Annotated in this window: 14 protein-coding genes; 2 read left to right on the forward strand and 12 right to left on the reverse strand. The window is 66.2% G+C overall.

Translation table 11 applies throughout. The annotated features are described in order from the left end of the window. Positions 1-3: 3 nt before the first annotated feature. From VFZ97_09710 to dnaK, 9 genes are all read right to left on the reverse strand, one after another. Positions 4-951, reverse strand: a complete 948-nt coding sequence (locus VFZ97_09710; GenBank protein HEX6393707.1) for a phosphoribosylaminoimidazolesuccinocarboxamide synthase — start codon at positions 949-951, stop codon at positions 4-6. Continuing rightward, a complete protein-coding gene (gene purE / locus VFZ97_09715; protein HEX6393708.1) occupies positions 948-1397 on the reverse strand; it encodes a 5-(carboxyamino)imidazole ribonucleotide mutase in 450 nt (149 codons plus the stop codon). Before purE ends, VFZ97_09710 begins: the two co-directional genes overlap by 4 nt. Before the next feature lie 15 nt (positions 1398-1412). Next, positions 1413-2651 (reverse strand): phosphoribosylamine--glycine ligase, encoded by a 1239-nt coding sequence (gene purD / locus VFZ97_09720; GenBank protein HEX6393709.1) that lies wholly within the window; start codon positions 2649-2651, stop codon positions 1413-1415. 2 nt (positions 2652-2653) lie between these two features. Next, the gene (locus VFZ97_09725; GenBank protein HEX6393710.1) at positions 2654-3934 is read right to left on the reverse strand and encodes an adenylosuccinate synthase; all 1281 of its coding nucleotides are present in this window, start codon (positions 3932-3934) and stop codon (positions 2654-2656) included. 105 nt (positions 3935-4039) lie between these two features. Further along, the gene (gene clpB, locus VFZ97_09730; GenBank protein HEX6393711.1) at positions 4040-6655 is read right to left on the reverse strand and encodes an ATP-dependent chaperone ClpB; all 2616 of its coding nucleotides are present in this window, start codon (positions 6653-6655) and stop codon (positions 4040-4042) included. Positions 6656-6732: 77 nt separating this feature from the next. After that, a complete protein-coding gene (locus VFZ97_09735) occupies positions 6733-7110 on the reverse strand; it encodes a helix-turn-helix transcriptional regulator (protein ID HEX6393712.1) in 378 nt (125 codons plus the stop codon). Continuing rightward, entirely contained in the window at positions 7110-8249 is a 1140-nt protein-coding gene (dnaJ, locus tag VFZ97_09740) for a molecular chaperone DnaJ (GenBank protein ID HEX6393713.1), read from the reverse strand. Before dnaJ ends, VFZ97_09735 begins: the two co-directional genes overlap by 1 nt. A 6-nt stretch (positions 8250-8255) precedes the next feature. Continuing rightward, positions 8256-8981 (reverse strand): nucleotide exchange factor GrpE, encoded by a 726-nt coding sequence (locus tag VFZ97_09745; GenBank protein ID HEX6393714.1) that lies wholly within the window; start codon positions 8979-8981, stop codon positions 8256-8258. After that, entirely contained in the window at positions 8978-10837 is a 1860-nt protein-coding gene (dnaK, locus tag VFZ97_09750) for a molecular chaperone DnaK (protein HEX6393715.1), read from the reverse strand. Before dnaK ends, VFZ97_09745 begins: the two co-directional genes overlap by 4 nt. Before the next feature lie 121 nt (positions 10838-10958). Here dnaK and gpmA point away from each other — a divergent pair, with 121 nt between their 5' ends. Together gpmA and VFZ97_09760 are read left to right on the forward strand one after the other, a co-directional pair. Continuing rightward, a complete protein-coding gene (gene gpmA / locus VFZ97_09755; GenBank protein ID HEX6393716.1) occupies positions 10959-11702 on the forward strand; it encodes a 2,3-diphosphoglycerate-dependent phosphoglycerate mutase in 744 nt (247 codons plus the stop codon). Positions 11703-11706: 4 nt separating this feature from the next. Then, positions 11707-14064 carry a [protein-PII] uridylyltransferase gene (locus VFZ97_09760; protein ID HEX6393717.1) on the forward strand — a complete coding sequence of 786 codons (2358 nt, stop codon included), beginning with the start codon at positions 11707-11709 and terminating at the stop codon, positions 14062-14064. 54 nt (positions 14065-14118) lie between these two features. Here VFZ97_09760 and VFZ97_09765 read toward each other — a convergent pair whose 3' ends face one another. Genes VFZ97_09765 through VFZ97_09775 form a run of 3 tightly spaced genes read right to left on the reverse strand, consistent with a single transcriptional unit; the run spans position 14119 to position 16260 of the window. Continuing rightward, on the reverse strand, positions 14119-14337 hold the full coding sequence (locus tag VFZ97_09765) for a hypothetical protein (protein ID HEX6393718.1): 219 nt from the start codon (positions 14335-14337) through the stop codon (positions 14119-14121). 10 nt (positions 14338-14347) lie between these two features. Further along, entirely contained in the window at positions 14348-14686 is a 339-nt protein-coding gene (locus VFZ97_09770) for a P-II family nitrogen regulator (GenBank protein ID HEX6393719.1), read from the reverse strand. Next, positions 14686-16260, reverse strand: coding sequence for an ammonium transporter (locus VFZ97_09775; protein HEX6393720.1), 1575 nt, complete (start codon positions 16258-16260; stop codon positions 14686-14688). The genes VFZ97_09770 and VFZ97_09775 overlap by 1 nt, the downstream gene beginning before the upstream one ends. Between the last annotated feature and the right edge of the window lie 66 nt (positions 16261-16326).

The following is a 16326-nucleotide window of genomic DNA, read 5'->3' on the forward strand; positions in this document are numbered from 1 at the left end:
TTCTCAGACTACCGGCCGGTCGCCTTCGTCCCCGAGTAGCCCAGGGTCTGGCGGCACCGGTCCTGCTCCGGGCCAGGAGGTGAAGCTCCGGGCGGTGAGCCGCTCGTACGCCTCGATGTAGCGCGCACGGGTGGCGTCCACGACCTCGGGCGGCAGCGGAGGTGGAGGCGGTGTCTTCGACCATCCGGTTTCCTCGAGCCAGTCGCGAAGCGGTTGTTTGTCGAATGATGGTGGAACCGTCCCGGGTTCCCACGCGTCCGCCGGCCAGAAGCGCGAGGAGTCGGGGGTGAGGACTTCGTCGCAGATTGCGAGACGGCCGTCGATGAGGCCCAACTCGAACTTGGTGTCGGCGATGACGATTCCCCGCCCGGTCGCGAGTGCAGCGCCCTTCTCGTACGCGGCGAGGCTTATCCGGCGAGCCTCTTCGGCGAGTTCCTTGCCGACCAGGTCGACCGCCGCGTCGAAGCTGATGTTCTCGTCGTGCCCAGTCGCGGCTTTGGTCGAGGGGGTGAACACCGGTTCGGGTAGCTTCTCCGACTGGCGCAGGCCGGCGGGAAGAGGCTCGCCGTGCATGGTCCGGCTCTTCTTGTACTCCGCCCAAGCCGAACCCGACAGGTACCCGCGCACGATGCACTCGACCGGAAGCATCTCGGCCTTCCGAACGACCATGACCCGGCCTTCGAGCTCGCGCGCGTCGGCGTCGGACGCCGCGACACCTGGCGGGACGTCGACGCCGACGAGGTGGTTGGGAGCCACATCCTTCAGCTGGTCAAGCCAGAAGGCGGTTATGGCGGTGAGCACCCTGCCCTTGTCGGGTATCGGCTCGGCCATGACGACGTCGAAGGCGGACATCCGGTCGGACGTCACGAACAGGAGGTGTTGCGCGTCGAGCTCGTAGATGTCGCGAACCTTTCCTGACGCGACGTGTGGGAGCTTCACCGTGTCGGTCATCGGGCCCACTCCGCCCGGAACTCGGCAAGCCGCTTGGCGAGTTCGTCCTCGGTTATGGCGAGCATCTCGATCGCGAGAAGCGCGGCGTTCTGGGCGCCGTCCACCGCGACGGTCGCGACCGGTATCCCTTTCGGCATCTGCACGGTGGAGTACAGGGCGTCGATCCCTCCGATGGCGCCGCCGGACAGAGGCACGCCTATCACCGGGAGCGTGGTCTGAGCCGAAACCGCGCCGGCCAGGTGCGCCGCCATGCCGGCACCGCAGATGAGAACTCCGTACCCGGCCTCTCTTGCACCGCCAGCGAACTCCGCGACCTTCGCCGGCGTGCGATGCGCCGACATCACGTGCTCCGTGTAGTCCACGCCGAACGATGCAAGCGTCTCACCCGCCGGAGCCATCTTCGGCTGGTCGTTCGCAGAACCCATGAGGATCGCGACCCGCTTCATTTTGTCCTCCTCCTCTCAACCCGCGGCTCGCGCCGCGATGTCCGACCGATACTGCACACCCGAAAACGAGATCCGCCCCGCGCCCTCGTACGCCCTCTCTCTCGCTCGCCCGATCGTCTCCCCGAGGCCGGTAACCGCTAGCACCCGGCCTCCCGCAGTCGTCAGTCCCGGCCCGACTCCCGCGGCGTACAGGTGCAACGAAGGGTCGGCCTTCCACGAATCGAGCCCGTAGATCGGTTGTCCCGTCTTCGGGGCTGCCGGATAGCCCTCGGCCGCCAGCATGACGCACACCGCCGCGTCGGGTAGGAACTCAGGCGCCGCGACACTGTCGAGCCGCCCGTCCGCTGCCGCAGCAAGAATCTCCGAAACGTCCCCTTTCCATCGCGGCATCAGCGCCTCGGTTTCGGGATCCCCGAAGCGAACGTTGAACTCGAGGACTTTGGGACCTTCAGGTGTGAGCATGAGACCGGCGTAGAGAACGCCGCGGTAGTCGATGCCGATGTCGGCGAGGGCTTCGAGGGTCGGGGTGACGGCCCCGTTCATGATGGCTGCGACATCGTCGTCGTCGACCGCCGGCACCGGCGAGTAGGCGCCCATACCGCCTGTGTTGGGGCCCTTGTCGCCGTCGAGGGCACGTTTGAAGTCCTGGGCTGCGGCGAGGGGAACTGCTCGTTTTCCGTCGCATACAGCCATCAGCGAAAGCTCCGGCCCGGTGAGGCCTTCTTCGATCACCACTAGCCGGCCTGCCGCGCCGAACGAAACCCCTGCGAGCTTCGCCTCGACGTCGGCGCACGCCTCATCGAGGTCTTCGGTAACCAGTACGCCCTTGCCTGCCGCGAGGCCGTCGGTCTTGACCACCCAGGGCGGGCTGAGCGAGCGCAGGAATTCGATCGCCGGCCCCGCGCTGTCGAACACGCCGTAGGCCGCCGTCGGAACGTCCGCGCCCGCCAGCATCTCCTTCATCCACGCCTTGGAGCCTTCGAGCCGTGCGCCGGCGGCGCCGGGCCCGAACACGAGGTTGCCGGCGTCACGAAGGCGGTCGCCGATGCCATCGACCAGCGGCTGCTCGGGGCCTACGACGAACAGGTCGGCTTCGATGGTTTCAGGCGGCCGCGAAACACAGGCGATGCCGAGCGCCTGCATGCCGGGGTTGCCGGGACAAACAACCACATCCGCGGTCCGTTGCAGCGCGGCAGCGAGGGCATGCTCGCGGCCGCCCGACCCGACCACGCAAACCCGCAAACGAGCCGCCACCGTTACGGGGCGAACCTGACGAACTGATCCCGGCCGGGGCCGACTCCTACCAGCTTGATTGGCACGCCCGTCGTCTCGGCCAGGAAGTGCACGTAGTCCTTCGCCTCGGCGGGGAGGTCGTGCAACTCGGTCGCCGCCGAGGTGTCCGTCTTCCAGCCCGGGAGCTCCTCGTACACGGGCTCGGCCTTGTGGAGCACCGTCTGGTGGTACGGCACGTGCTCGTAGCGCACGCCCTCGGACTTGTAGGCTACGCACACCTTCAGAGTCTCCAAGGTGTCCAACACGTCGAGCTTGGTGAGGGCCACCTCGGTAAGCGAGTTCAGCCTTGCGGCCTGTCGGACCATCACCGCGTCGAACCATCCGGTTCGCCGGCGACGGCCCGTGTTGGTCCCGAACTCCTGGCCGCGCTCGACCAGCAGGTCGGCGAGCTCGCCGTCGAGCTCGGTCACGAACGGGCCCGAGCCCACCCGGGTCACGTACGCCTTCGCGATTCCCATAACCGACGCGACGTCGCGCGGTCCGATGCCGGCGCCGACACACGCGCCGCCGGCGACCGGGTTGGACGAGGTCACGAACGGATAGGTGCCGTGGTCGAGATCCAAGAACGTCGCCTGCGCGCCCTCGAGGAGGACGTGCTGGCCGGCGCTCAACGCGTCGTGCACCACTCCAACCGAGTCGCCGATGTGCGGTTCCAGCGCCGGCGCGTACTCGCCGAGGTAGCGATCGGCAATCTCTGCCGCCGACAGGGGCAAACGGTTGTAGATCTTGGCCAGGATGAGGTTCTTCTCTTTGAGAACCACGTCGAGCTTCTCGCGGAAGATCTTGGGGTCGAGAAGGTCCTGGACCCGGATGCCGACCCGCGCCGCCTTGTCGGCGTACGCCGGCCCGATACCCCGCTTTGTCGTGCCCAGCTTGTTGCGGCCCAGGTGCCTCTCGGTCAGCGCGTCGATCTCCTGGTGGTACGGCATGATCAGGTGGGCGTTGCCGGATACGACCAGGCGCGAGCAGTCGATCCCGGCCGATGTCAGGGTCGACATCTCCTCGAGGAGCACACCAGGATCCACGACGACCCCGTTGCCGATCACCGGGGTGATGTGGTCGTAGAGGATGCCGCTCGGGAGCAGTTGGAGGGCGAACTTCCGGCCGTCCACGACGATGGTGTGGCCGGCGTTGTGACCGCCTTGATAGCGCACGACGACCTGCATCTCTTTGGCGAGGAGGTCGGTTAGTTTTCCCTTGCCTTCGTCACCCCACTGGGTTCCGACGACGACGGTGGCGCTCACCTGTACAGCATAGTTTGGGGATGCCGGCGGGCTGCGGGGTTGGGGCGGGCGGTGAGGGGCGCCGGCGGCGAGCAGCGAGGCGCTCCGACCGGCCCGCCGGCCCAGCTACCGCAACACCAGCCGGTCGCTGCCCAACCCGTCCAGCGTGCCCTCCTCGTCCGATCCTGCAGAGCCGCGACCTCCCGGGCCACCACCCCCGGCCACGGCGCCACCCTCGAGACCGGCGCTCGACAACACCGGCACCCCTTCCAGAGGCGCATCCACCGTGACGGTGTCACCGTCGGTGTAGCGACCCTCGAGAAGAGCAAGCGCCAACGGATCGGCGATCTCGCGTTGGATGAGCCTCTTCAAGGGACGCGCACCGAACGCGGGGTCGTACCCCCGCTTCGCCAACCAGGCCTTCGCCGCGGGCGTCACGTCCAAGACGAGGCGCCGCTCCGCGAGGCGCTTCTCCAGGTCACGCAGCTGGATCTCCACCACGCCCTCGAGGTCCGCCTCGGTGAGCGCTCGGAACCTGACGATCTCGTCGATCCGGTTAAGGAACTCCGGCTTGAACGCGAGGCTCAGGTCGCCCTGGTGGTTCGAGGTCATGATGACGACGGTGTTGGAGAAGTCGACCGTGCGCCCCTGCCCGTCGGTCAGGCGCCCGTCGTCGAGCACCTGAAGGAGGATGTTGAACACGTCGGGGTGCGCCTTCTCGATCTCGTCGAGCAGTATCACGCTGTAAGGCCGTCGCCTCACGGCTTCGGTCAGCTGCCCACCCTCGTCGTAGCCGACGTACCCAGGAGGCGCGCCCACCAGCCGCGACACCGAGTGCTTCTCCATGTACTCCGACATGTCGATGCGAACCATCGACCGCTCGTCGTCGAAAAGGAACTCCGCCAGCGCGCGCGCCAGCTCCGTCTTGCCGACACCGGTGGGGCCGAGGACCAGGAACGACCCGATCGGCTTTCGTGGATCGGACAGGCCGCTTCGGGAGCGTCTGATGGCGTTCGCCACAGCCCGGACCGCTTCGTCCTGGCCGACGACCCGGTGATGCAAGACGTCCTCCATGCGCACTAGCTTCGCCACCTCGCCCTCGAGCAGCCGCGACACCGGCACGCCGGTCCATTTGGACACGACCTCGGCGACGTCTTCCTCGTCGACCTCCTGCTTCAGCATCTTCTGGTCGTGCTGCAGGTCGTTGAGACGTGCGAGCGCCTCGTCCAGCTGGCGCTGCAGATCGGGTATCTGCCCGTATTGGATCTCCGCGGCCTTGGCCAGGTCGCCGTCACGGGTGAAGCGCTCCGCCTCGCCGCGCCGCGCCTCGATCTGCTCCTGGAGCGCGACGATCCCCTCGGACGCCTCCTTCTCGTTGCGCCACCGCATCGTCAACGCGTTCGATTGCTCCTGAAGATCCGCGAGCTCTGCCTCGAGCTTGGCGAGACGTTCCTTCGACGCCTCGTCGGTCTCCTTCTCAAGTGCCAGACGCTCGATCTCCAACTGCGCGATCCGACGATCGACAACATCGATCTCGGTCGGCTTCGACTCCATCTCAATCCGCAAGCGGCTCGCCGCCTCGTCCACCAGGTCGATCGCCTTGTCCGGCAAGAAGCGCCCGGTGATGTAACGGTTGGACAGCACAGCAGCCGCAACCAGCGCGGCGTCCTGAATCCGGACACCGTGGTGCACCTCGTAGCGCTCCTTCAAACCGCGAAGAATCGCGATGCTGTCCTCGACGCTTGGCTCCCCGACGTACACCTGCTGGAAACGCCGCTCGAGGGCGGGGTCCTTCTCGATGTGCTTGCGGTACTCGTCGAGGGTGGTCGCGCCAATCAGGCGCAGCTCGCCACGGGCGAGCATCGGCTTCACCATGTTGCCGGCGTCCATCGCTCCCTCAGCCGCGCCGGCGCCGACGATCGTGTGCAACTCGTCGACGAAGGTGATGATCTCGCCCTCCGAGTCGGTGATCTCCTTCAGAACCGCCTTCAACCGCTCCTCGAACTCACCGCGGTACTTCGAGCCGGCGACCATCGATCCCAGGTCCAGCGCCAGGATCCGCTTGCCCTTCAGCGAATCGGGGACGTCGCCGGCGACGATCCGGTTGGCCAGACCTTCGACGATCGCCGTCTTGCCGACGCCAGGTTCTCCGATCAGCACAGGGTTGTTCTTGGTACGCCGCGACAACACCTGGATGACCCGCCGGATCTCCTCGTCACGCCCGATGACGGGATCGAGCTTGCCGGCGCGGGCGTCCGCGGTCAGGTCGCGCCCGTACTTTTCCAACGCCTGGTAAGAGTCCTCGGGATTCTGGCTGGTCACCCGATGGCTGCCGCGCACCTCGCGCAACGCCGCCAGAAGCTGCTCCTTCGACGCGCCCACCGCGTCAGCGAGCGCAAGGAGCAGATGCTCCACGGACAGGTACTCGTCGCCGAGCGCCTGCCGTTCCTGATCGGCACGGTTGAACGCGTCGAGCGCGGCCCGACCGAGCTGCGGCTCACCGCCTCCACCGTACGTGCGAGGGAGCTTGGCCAGAGTGTCCTGCAAGCGGTTCCTCAGGCTCATCGGCGCTATGCCGACGCGCTCCAGCACCGGAAGTGTGATGGTGCCCTCCTGCCCGAGCATCGCGAACAGCAGGTGCTCCGGGGTGACCTCCGGGTTGTTGCTCGCGCCGGCGGCGTCGGCGGCTGCGCGCAGGGCTTCTTGGGTTTTAGCGGTCCAACGATTTGGATCGAGCGCCATCTAAGTGGCCCTCCTTGTTAAATCAGCTTGTACTTGTTCAGAAAAAGGCGGCCGGTGTCGCGCTGACCGCCGGAGAATCAGTTGCGGGGTATCCACCGCTCTGGCGAGTTCTTCACCGGAACCAGGTCACGCCGGTAATGACGGTGCACCCGGTCGATCTGCTCGGCAGCCTGCCTGCGCGCTTCCATCAGTTCGTTGCGCAAGCTGGCCAGCTGCTCCTCGAGCTCGATGACCCGCTTCACACCTTCGAGGTTCAGGCCGGCGTTCGTGAGGTCCTGGATCCGCCGCAACCTCTCAAGATCCATCTCGCTGTAGCGCCGGCTGCCGCCGACGGTTCGCGCAGGGTCGAGGAGACCTTTGCGCTCGTAGATGCGGAGCGTCTGAGGGTGAACGCCGGTCAGTTCGGCCGCAACCGAGATCACGTACACGGCGCGCTTCGAAGTTTCGCCGTTCATCACACCCCACTCCACAGGTGCTCGCGCAACGAATCACCCTTCATCAGGTCACCGAGCGCCTCAACCGTCTCGCGCTCCGAATCGGTCAAGTGTGCTGGCACCGAGACTTCGACCGTCACCAAGAGATCGCCCGCGCCCGAGCTCGCCGGAACGCCCTTCCCGCGAACGCGCAGCACCCGGCCCGACTTGGTACCGGCTGGGACCTTGAGGGTGACCGGGCGTTCGAGCGTCGGAACGGTGATCGTGGTGCCGAGCGCCGCCTCCGGGAAGGTGACCGGAGCGGTGATGGTGAGGTCCTTGCCCTTGCGGCCGAACACCGGATGATGGTCGACGTGCACGACGACGTAGAGGTTCCCCGGAGGCCCGCCTCGCCGGCCCGCGCCACCGCGCCCCTTCACGCGAATGCGCTGGCCGTCCTCCACGCCGGCGGGAATCCGCACCTTCACTTCGCGGGCGGCGTACTCGACGCCGGCGCCCTGGCACGTCGGGCAGGGCGTCTCGATGCGCACGCCGGTTCCGCCGCATGTCTGGCACACTTCGCTGAACGAGAACAGACCCTGGTTGTCGCTCACGACTCCCCGGCCGCCGCAAACCGGGCAGGCTGCCGGTGCGGTTCCCGGTGCGGCGCCACTGCCGCCGCACGTGTGGCACGCAACTTCCGAGGTGACGTTGACGGTCGTGGTCAGACCGTTGACCGCGTCCAAGAACGACAGATGCAAACTCGCTTCGAGATCGGGACCGCGCTGGGGCCCGAGGGTGCTCGCCCCCGATCCTGCCCCGCCACGTCCGGATCTCCCCGTCGCCCGGCCGAAGATGTTTCCGATCAGATCGCCGAGGTCGTCCACCCGGAACGATCCGCCGAATCCGCCGGTGCCGCCAGCGGGCGCACCAGCGAAGATGTTGCCACCCGCTCCCAGCCTACGGACCTCGTCGTACTCCTTCTTCTTTTCCTGATCGCCGAGCACGTCGTAGGCGGCGGATATCTCCTTGAAGCGTTCCTCCGACCCGGGGTTCGCGTCAGGGTGGTACTGCTTCGCAAGCTTCCTGTAGGCGCGCCCGATCTCCTTGGCGGTGGCGGTATCGCTCACGCCAAGCACCTTGTAGTAGTCCTTTTCGAACCACTCACGTTGGGGCGCCATTAAGTCTTAGCCTCTTACCTTGACCATCGCCGGCCGCAGCACGCGGCCCTTCCACTTGTAACCAGCGCGCAGAACCTCGGTGACTGTCTGCTCGCCGTGTTCTTCAGCGGGCTCGTGCACTACTGCGTCGTGAAGCGTTGGGTCGAACGGCGATCCCTCGCCGGCAACTCTTTCCAATCCTTCTTTCTCCAACGCGCTCATCAGCGCGCCCGTCACCTGCTTGATGTCCTCACCGCCGCCGTGCGCGAGTGCAAGGTCGGCGGCATCCAGAACCGGCAGCAGCTTGTCGACGAGTTGCGCGGCCGCGCGCTCGAGGTACTCGGTCTGCTGCTTCAGCATCCGCTTCTTGTAGTTCTCGAAGTCGGCCTGCAACCTGATCAGCGCGTCGCGGTAGTCGTCCCGCTCCCTCAATGCCTCGCTCAACGGATCGTCTCCGGGAAACTGGTCGTCGGGACCCGGCATCGACCCGTCCTCTCGTCCCTCCTTCCGAGGAAAACGTTCGGCCGACTCGACTGCCGGTTCCGTCGACTCAGTCCCGCCAGTCGCGCCACCGCGCTCCTCATCGCGCGCTGAGTTCGTCGCGAGGTCCTCACGCTCGGACCGCGACTCGGGCGAACCCCCGGCAGGGGGCTCGGAGTGCGAGTGGGCCGGTCGTTGTCCGGCGTCAGCCGGACCGCCGGTCCGATCGTCTCCGAGTCGACCTGTCGGGGTGTCGTTACCAGAATCACTCACGAGCCTTGCCCTTCGTCGACGATCTCCGCGTCGACAACCTCGTCATCGTTGGTCGCGCTCGACGAAGTACCACCGCCACCACCGGTCCCACCCTCGGTGCCGGTCGCAGCCGAGCTCGCCGAAGCCTGCTCGTAGAGCTGCTTGCCGAGCTCTTGGACCGATACGGCGAGCTTCTCGGTAGCCGACTTGATCGCCTCGGTGTCGGTGCCGGAGAGCGTCTCCTTCAGCGTGGCGAGCTCCGACTCGACCGTCGACTTCTGATCGCCGCTAAACGACGCCGCCTGGTCCTTCAGCATCTTCTCCGTCTGGTAGACGAGGCTGTCGGCCTGGTTGCGAATCTCCGCCTCCTCGCGGCGACGCCGGTCGTCCTCGGCGTGGGCTTCGGCGTCACGGACCATCCGGTCGATGTCCTCCTTGCCGAGCGAGGACTGCCCGGTGATCGTCATCGACTGCTCCTTGCCGGTGGCCCGGTCCTTGGCGGACACGTGCACGATCCCGTTGGCGTCGATGTCGAAGGTGACCTCGATCTGCGGTACGCCACGAGGCGCCGGCGGCAGGTCGACGAGCTGGAACTTGCCGAGCGTCTTGTTGTACATCGCCATCTCGCGTTCGCCCTGGAGCACGTGGATCTCGACGGACGGCTGACCGTCCTCGGCGGTGGTGAACACCTCCGAGCGCTTCGTCGGGATGGTGGTGTTCCTCTCGATCAGCTTGGTCATGACGCCGCCCTTGGTCTCGATGCCGAGCGACAGAGGGGTGACGTCGAGAAGGAGTACGTCCTTCACCTCGCCCTTCAGAACACCGGCCTGGATCGCTGCGCCCACCGCGACGACCTCGTCGGGGTTGACGCCCTTGTGCGGCTCCTTGCCGGTCATCTGCTGGACCAGCTCCTGAATGGCGGGCATGCGAGTAGATCCGCCTACCAGCACGACGTGATCGATTTTTTCCTTGGTCAGATTGGCATCTTTGATCGCCTGCTCGAACGGCCCGCGGCACGCGTCGACCAGATCGGCGGTCAGCTCCTGGAACTTCGCCCTGGTGAGCTTCACGTCGAGGTGCTTCGGCCCCGCGTCGGTGGCGGTGATGAACGGCTGGTTGATGGTCGTCTCTAGAACCTGGGACAGTTCGATCTTGGCGGTCTCCGCCGCCTCCTTGAGGCGCTGCAGGGCGAGCTTGTCGTTGCTCAGATCCACGCCCTCGGTGTCCTTGAACGTCTTGACGAGCCAGTCGATGACCCGCTGGTCCCAGTCATCGCCCCCGAGGTGAGTGTTACCGCTCGTGGACTTGACCTGGAATATGCCTTCGGAGATCTCGAGGATCGACACGTCGAACGTGCCACCGCCGAGGTCGAAAACGAGGACCGTCTGCTCCTCTTCCTTGTCCAACCCGTACGCCAGCGCGGCTGCGGTTGGTTCGTTGATGATGCGCAGAACCTCGAGGCCGGCGATCTGGCCGGCTTCTTTGGTAGCGGTGCGCTGCGCGTCGTCGAAGTAGGCCGGCACGGTAACGACGGCCTGGGTCACCGTGTCGCCAAGGTAGCTCTCGGCGTCCCTCTTCAGCTTCTGCAGGATCCGCGCGGAGATTTCCTGGGCGCTGTACTTCTTCCCGTCGATGTCGACGTTCCAGGAGTTCTCGCCCATGTGCCGCTTCACCGAGCGGATGGTCCGTTCCGGGTTGGTGATTGCCTGACGCTTGGCGACCTCTCCGACCAACACCTCGCCGGACTTGGAAAAGCCGACTACCGAGGGAGTCGTCCGCTTGCCCTCGGCGTTGGGAATGACTGTCGGCTCGCCAGCCTCGAGAACGCTGACGACCGAGTTAGTAGTGCCGAGGTCGATGCCGACGGCCTTTGGCATTGGGTGCCTCCTGATTACCTAGAGAACTCTGTGTGCTCCCAGGGTAACAGAGTTGAGTGTCTAACACTCAAGAAATCTTCTAGTCGGCCCAAGTCAGGGTACCGGCGCTACCATCGGCGGGGTGGCAAGTCTCGTGCTGCTCCGCCACGGCCAGAGCCAGTGGAACCTCGAGAACCGCTTCACGGGCTGGTGGGACGTGGGGCTGTCGGATCAGGGTGAAAAAGAGGCCCGCTCCGCCGGCTCGCTCCTCGCCGGCGAGGGCATGGTGTTCGACGAGGCCCACACCTCGGTACTCACCCGGGCGATCAAGACCCTCGAGCTGGCTCTGGAGGAGATGGGCCAGCTGTGGATGCCGGTGCGCCGGCACTGGCGTCTCAACGAGCGCCACTACGGGGCGCTTACTGGGCTCGACAAGGCCGAGACCAAGGCGAAGTACGGCGAGAAGCAATTCATGGAGTGGCGCCGCAGCTACGCGATCCAGCCGCCTCCCATGCCGCCGGGCGACCCGTTCGACGTCCGCTCGGACGCCCGCTACGCCCCGTACCCCGGGGACATCGTCCCCACGACCGAATGCTTGGCGGACGTGGTGTCCCGCATGCTGCCCTACTGGTTCGACTCGGTCGCTCCATCGTTGCTGGCGGGTCGGACGGTTCTGATCGCCGCGCATGGAAACAGCCTCCGGGCGCTGATCAAGCACCTCGAGGGGATCTCAGACGACGACATCACCGGGTTGGAGATACCGACCGGCGTGCCGATCGTCTACGAGCTGGACCGCGAGCTGAGGCCGGTCGGCAAGCGCGAGCTCGGCGACCCCGACGCGATCGCCGCGGCGGCCGAGGCAGTCCGCCGGCAAGGCGACCGGTAGTCCCTTGAGCACCACTGCGGCGGCGCTGCGACAGGCGCGGGCGTCGCTGGTGGAGGACCGATCGGTTCGCGGCCAGGCGTGGTGCTCGCGTTACGCGTTCGCTTGCGACGAGTGGTTAGGCAACCTTCTCTTCGAAGCGGCGGGCGGGGACACGAAAGGTCTGGCGCTCATGGCCGTCGGCGGGTACGGGCGAAGGGAGCTCGCGCCGGGCAGCGACGTTGACCTGCTGCTGGTGCACAACGGCAAGCGACGGCCCAAGGAATTGAAGAACATCGCCGACGCGATCTGGTACCCGATCTGGGACACCGGCGTTCCTCTCGACCACAGCGTCAGGACTCCGAAAGAAGTGCGCGCGGCGATGGACGCAGACATCAAGGTCGCGTTGGGGCTTCTCGACGCGCGCTTGGTCGCCGGCGACGAACAGCTCGCCTCGGAGGTGTTGAGCAAGGCTGCGCAGCTGTGGTCGACCCGTTCGGATCGGTGGCTGCCGGCTCTGTCGTTGATGGTGCGTGAGCGTCATGATCGCTTCGGGGATCTGGCCTTCCTGCTGGAGCCGGATCTGAAGGAGGCGCGCGGCGGGACGCGCGACCTGCACCTGCTCAGTTCCCTCGGCCGGGTGGTGCCCTTCCTCGTGGGACTGCTCGACGATCCGGGCGTGGCGCCGGCCGGCGAGGTGCTCACCGATGTCCGGGTGGAATTGCACCGCCTGACCGGCCGGGCCGGGAACCTTCTACTGCTTCAGGATCAGGACGGAGTGGCGTCGGCGCTTGGTTACCCCGACGCCGACGGGTTGATGGCCGCGGTGGCCGGCGCCGCTCGGGTGATCGCGTGGACGAGCGACGACGCGTGGCGGCGCATCGCTTCGTGGCTGGAAGGCCCGAAAGGACGAGGGGGTAGCGGTGACCGGGCTGTCGAGCCCGGTGTGGTCATCCGCGACGCCGAAGTGGTTCTGGCGGCCGGCACGCAGGTCGGCGACGATCCGTCGTTGGCGCTGAGGGTCGCGGCGGCCTCGGCTGAGCTCGACCTTCCCATTGCCAGGTCGACACTCGACCGCCTCGGCACGGAAGCTTTGGTGCCGTCAGGCGTGTGGCCGCCCGAGGTTCTGCACTCCTTACTGAGGCTGCTAGGCGCGGGGCTTACTGCGGTTGCCGCGATCGAGGCTCTAGACCAGAAGGGCTTGTGGGTCCGGTACCTGCCCGAGTGGGAGCCGGTGCGCAACCGTCCTCAGCGCAACGCATACCACCGTTTTACGGTCGACCGGCATCTCGTCGAGACTGCTGCCGGTGCGGCCGCGCTGCAGAGCCGCGTCTCGCGCCCGGACCTCCTTCTGCTCGGGGCGTTGCTGCACGACATCGGCAAGGGGCGCGGGGTCGATCACACCGAGGCCGGTATCGAAGTGGTTCGCGGTATGGCGCCGCGGCTGGGCTTGCCGCCGGCGGACGTGATGATGCTCGAGTCGATGGTGAGGCATCACTTGCTCCTGCCAGACGTGGCGACCAGACGCGACATCGAGGACCCCGCCACAGCCGCGGCGGTGGCTGCCGCAGTCGGGGACAGGTTGACCCTCCAGCTTCTGGCTGCGTTGACCGAGGCCGACAGCATCGCGACCGGCCCTTCGGCTTGGGGGGTCTGGAAGGCGGGGCTGGTAGCGAAGCTGGTCGAGCGGACTTCGGCCGTGCTGGAGGGCCACCCTCCACCGGACCGCCGGGATCTCGAGCTCGGCCCGGAGCAGCGAGAACTTCTGGCTGGAGGACGCCTGGAAGTGCTGGTCGACGGTGGCCGGGTGACGGTCGCCGCGCCGGACCGGGCGGGGCTTCTCTCGACCGTCTCCGGTGTCTTAACACTGTCGGGGCTGACGGTGCGAAGCGCGAGCACCGTGTCGGACGAGCCTTCGCGCATGGCGCTGCTCAGCTTCGACGTGGCGCCGACCTTCGACCGTCTCCCGAACTGGACCAAGGTTCGCAACGACCTCGAAGCCGCCATCGATGGGCGTCTCCCCCTCGGCGAGCTTCTGGACGAGCGTGAATCCCACTACGACCGGCTTAGGCGGAGGTCGTCGGCGCACCAGCCGGCGGTGGGTGTTTTCATCGACAACGACGCCTCGGTCGACTGCACGGTCGTCGAGGTGAGAGCGCCCGACCGGGGGCCGGTCCTTTACCGGCTGACCAGAGCGCTCACTGCGTGCGAGCTGATCATCCAGCGGGCGCTGGTGAACACTCTAGGGGCGGAGGCGGTCGACGTCTTCTACGTTCAGGACGGGTCGGGCGAGAAGGTCACCGACGGTACGTCGAAGGACCGGATAGCGAGAGCCCTCACCGACGCAGCCAAACAACAAGCGGGATCAGAGACGCTGATGAACTGACGAAGAGACCGTGAGCGCAACCAGGCTCACGGTCTCGACGTCAGTAAACGAGCGCTACTTGTCCAGCTTGTTGTGCTGGTACCACAGCCACATGGCGATGGAGAACCATCCGGCGGCGATGACACCCCACGCTGCGGCGAAGCCGGTCTTGCCGTTGGTGGCGGCGATGATCACGATTCCGATCGCGATGAGCGACATGAGCAGGAATCCCCGCCACACCCACACGGACTGGACCGAGCGGGACTCCTGGACCGACCAGCGATCGTCTGGCATCGGTGCCAGCCTAGATCGCGTCGGCACCGGTTTCTCCTGTCCTGATCCGGACGACGCCGTCGATCGGGGTGACCCAGATCTTGCCGTCGCCGATCTTCTCGGTCTTGGCGGCCTTCGTGATCGATTCGACGACCTCGGTGACCAGGCCGTCGTTGACGATCACCTCGACCTTGATCTTCGGCGTGAAGGCGACCTGGTACTCGGCTCCGCGGTACACCTCGGTGTGCCCTTTTTGGCGACCGAAGCCCTGGACCTCGGTGATCGTCATGCCGGTCACACCGGCGGCTTCGAGAGCTTCTTTGACCTCGTCCAGCTTGAACGGTTTGACGACTGCGGTAACGAGCATCATCACGCATCACCTCCGAAGTGAGGAGCTGACGCAGGTTCAGGAGCTCGTGCCGGTGGGCTTGCGCTTCCGCCGCCGGCCGAGGCACCGACCAGTTCTCCGACTCGCGTGTAGCCCTCGTCTGCGGGATAAGCCTCCTCGTCGTGTACGGCGAGGTCGCCGATCTCGAGCTCCTCGTCGGGCATCCTCAGTCCCTTGAAGAGGAACTTGAGCACGGTGAGGATTATGAACGTGACCACGGCGTCCCAGACGATGATCGTCAGAGCGGCGAAGAACTGGATGAAGAACTGGTGCCGGTTGCCGTAGTACCACCCGCTGAACGACACCGGGGTCAGCCCGGTCTTCGACGTCCCGCTGCTCGCGTACAGGACGACGGCGGGGTCGGCCAGGATCCCCACCAGTAATCCCCCGCACAGTCCGGCCAGGCCGTGGGTGAACACCACCCCCATCGCGTCGTCAACCCTCTTGAGGGTGAGCGGCTGGATGTAGGTCCAGGCGAACCAAACGATGCTGGAAGCGATGGCACCGATCAGCAGGGCGCCGGAGCCGTTGACGTAACCGGCGGCCGGGGTGATCGCAACGAGACCGACGATCATGCCGTTCACCGCTCCGAGGAAAGTCGGCTTGCCGGGCTTCACGAACATGTCCCACAGCATCCAGGTGAGCAGGGCTGCTGCAGTGGCCAGGTTGGTGTTGACGACCGCGGTAGCGGCGTTCGCGCTCGCGAAGTACGGGTCGCCGCCGTTGAAGCCGTTCCAGCCCAACCACAGGATGCCCGCACCTATCGACACGAGCGGCAGGTTGTGCGGGACGAATCGCGCCTTATCACGGGCCAGCCTCGGTCCGAGCATCCAGGCCGCAACGAAGCCGCTGGTGCCGGCCGCCAGGTGGATGACATACCCACCGGAGAAGTCGAGAGCGCCCTCGTGGCCCCAGTAGCCGCCGCCCCAGATGAGCATGGCGTTGACGCTGTAGACGAAGGTCGACCACAGCGGGACGAAGAGCACCCAGACCTTGAATTTGATCCGTCCCAGCACGCTTCCCAGGAAGAGAAGGGGGGTGATCGCGGCGAACACGAACTGGAAGTAGAACAGCGCGGTCGTCGAGAACTTCAGCGGAACGGTCGCTCCGCCGTTGGCGAACAGCTGCGCCGGCGCTATCTGGGAACTACCCCGAATTGCGGTTTGTGGATGGCCGACCAGGTTCCCGAAGAAGTTGTGGAAGAAGTTGCCGTCGTACTTCCATCCGGGAGCGGGCCAGGTGTTCGCCGTGCCGCTTCCAACTGGAACCCCGAAGCCCATCTTGTAGCCCCAGAGCGCCCAGACGACGAGCACTCCGGAGAAGCCGGCGAAGGCCATCAGAAGTGTGTTGACGACCCATTTCTTGGGCACCAGGCCGGCGTAGAGAACCGCCAGCGCCGGGATGCTCATGAGGCCGACGAACGTGGCCGCGGTCAGCTGCCACGCCGTGTCGCCGGAGTCGATCTGCGCTATGTCCGAGCAGGCGTTGGCGTTCCCGACCACTGCGTTCTGCCCGCAGCTCGCAGCGTGAATAAGTTGTGTTGCTATTAGGGACAAGGCCCCTCCTGTAGCCGATGGGTTTCGAGAAGGCTAAGAAGCCGTTGTTTCCCTTCGTTGACCGTT

This window comes from Acidimicrobiales bacterium (assembly GCA_036378675.1).
Classification (GTDB): domain Bacteria; phylum Actinomycetota; class Acidimicrobiia; order Acidimicrobiales; family Palsa-688; genus DASUWA01.

Bases quoted from the DNA above. Each gene is read 5' to 3' on its own strand.
- VFZ97_09710 (HEX6393707.1), bottom strand. From the start codon at position 951: ATGACCGACACGGTGAAGCTCCCACACGTCGCGTCAGGAAAGGTTCGC.
- purE (HEX6393708.1), bottom strand. From the start codon at position 1,397: ATGAAGCGGGTCGCGATCCTCATGGGTTCTGCGAACGACCAGCCGAAG.
- clpB (HEX6393711.1), bottom strand. From the start codon at position 6,655: ATGGCGCTCGATCCAAATCGTTGGACCGCTAAAACCCAAGAAGCCCTG.
- VFZ97_09735 (HEX6393712.1), bottom strand. From the start codon at position 7,110: ATGAACGGCGAAACTTCGAAGCGCGCCGTGTACGTGATCTCGGTTGCG.
- dnaJ (HEX6393713.1), bottom strand. From the start codon at position 8,249: ATGGCGCCCCAACGTGAGTGGTTCGAAAAGGACTACTACAAGGTGCTT.
- dnaK (HEX6393715.1), bottom strand. From the start codon at position 10,837: ATGCCAAAGGCCGTCGGCATCGACCTCGGCACTACTAACTCGGTCGTC.
- VFZ97_09765 (HEX6393718.1), bottom strand. From the start codon at position 14,337: ATGCCAGACGATCGCTGGTCGGTCCAGGAGTCCCGCTCGGTCCAGTCC.
- VFZ97_09770 (HEX6393719.1), bottom strand. From the start codon at position 14,686: ATGATGCTCGTTACCGCAGTCGTCAAACCGTTCAAGCTGGACGAGGTC.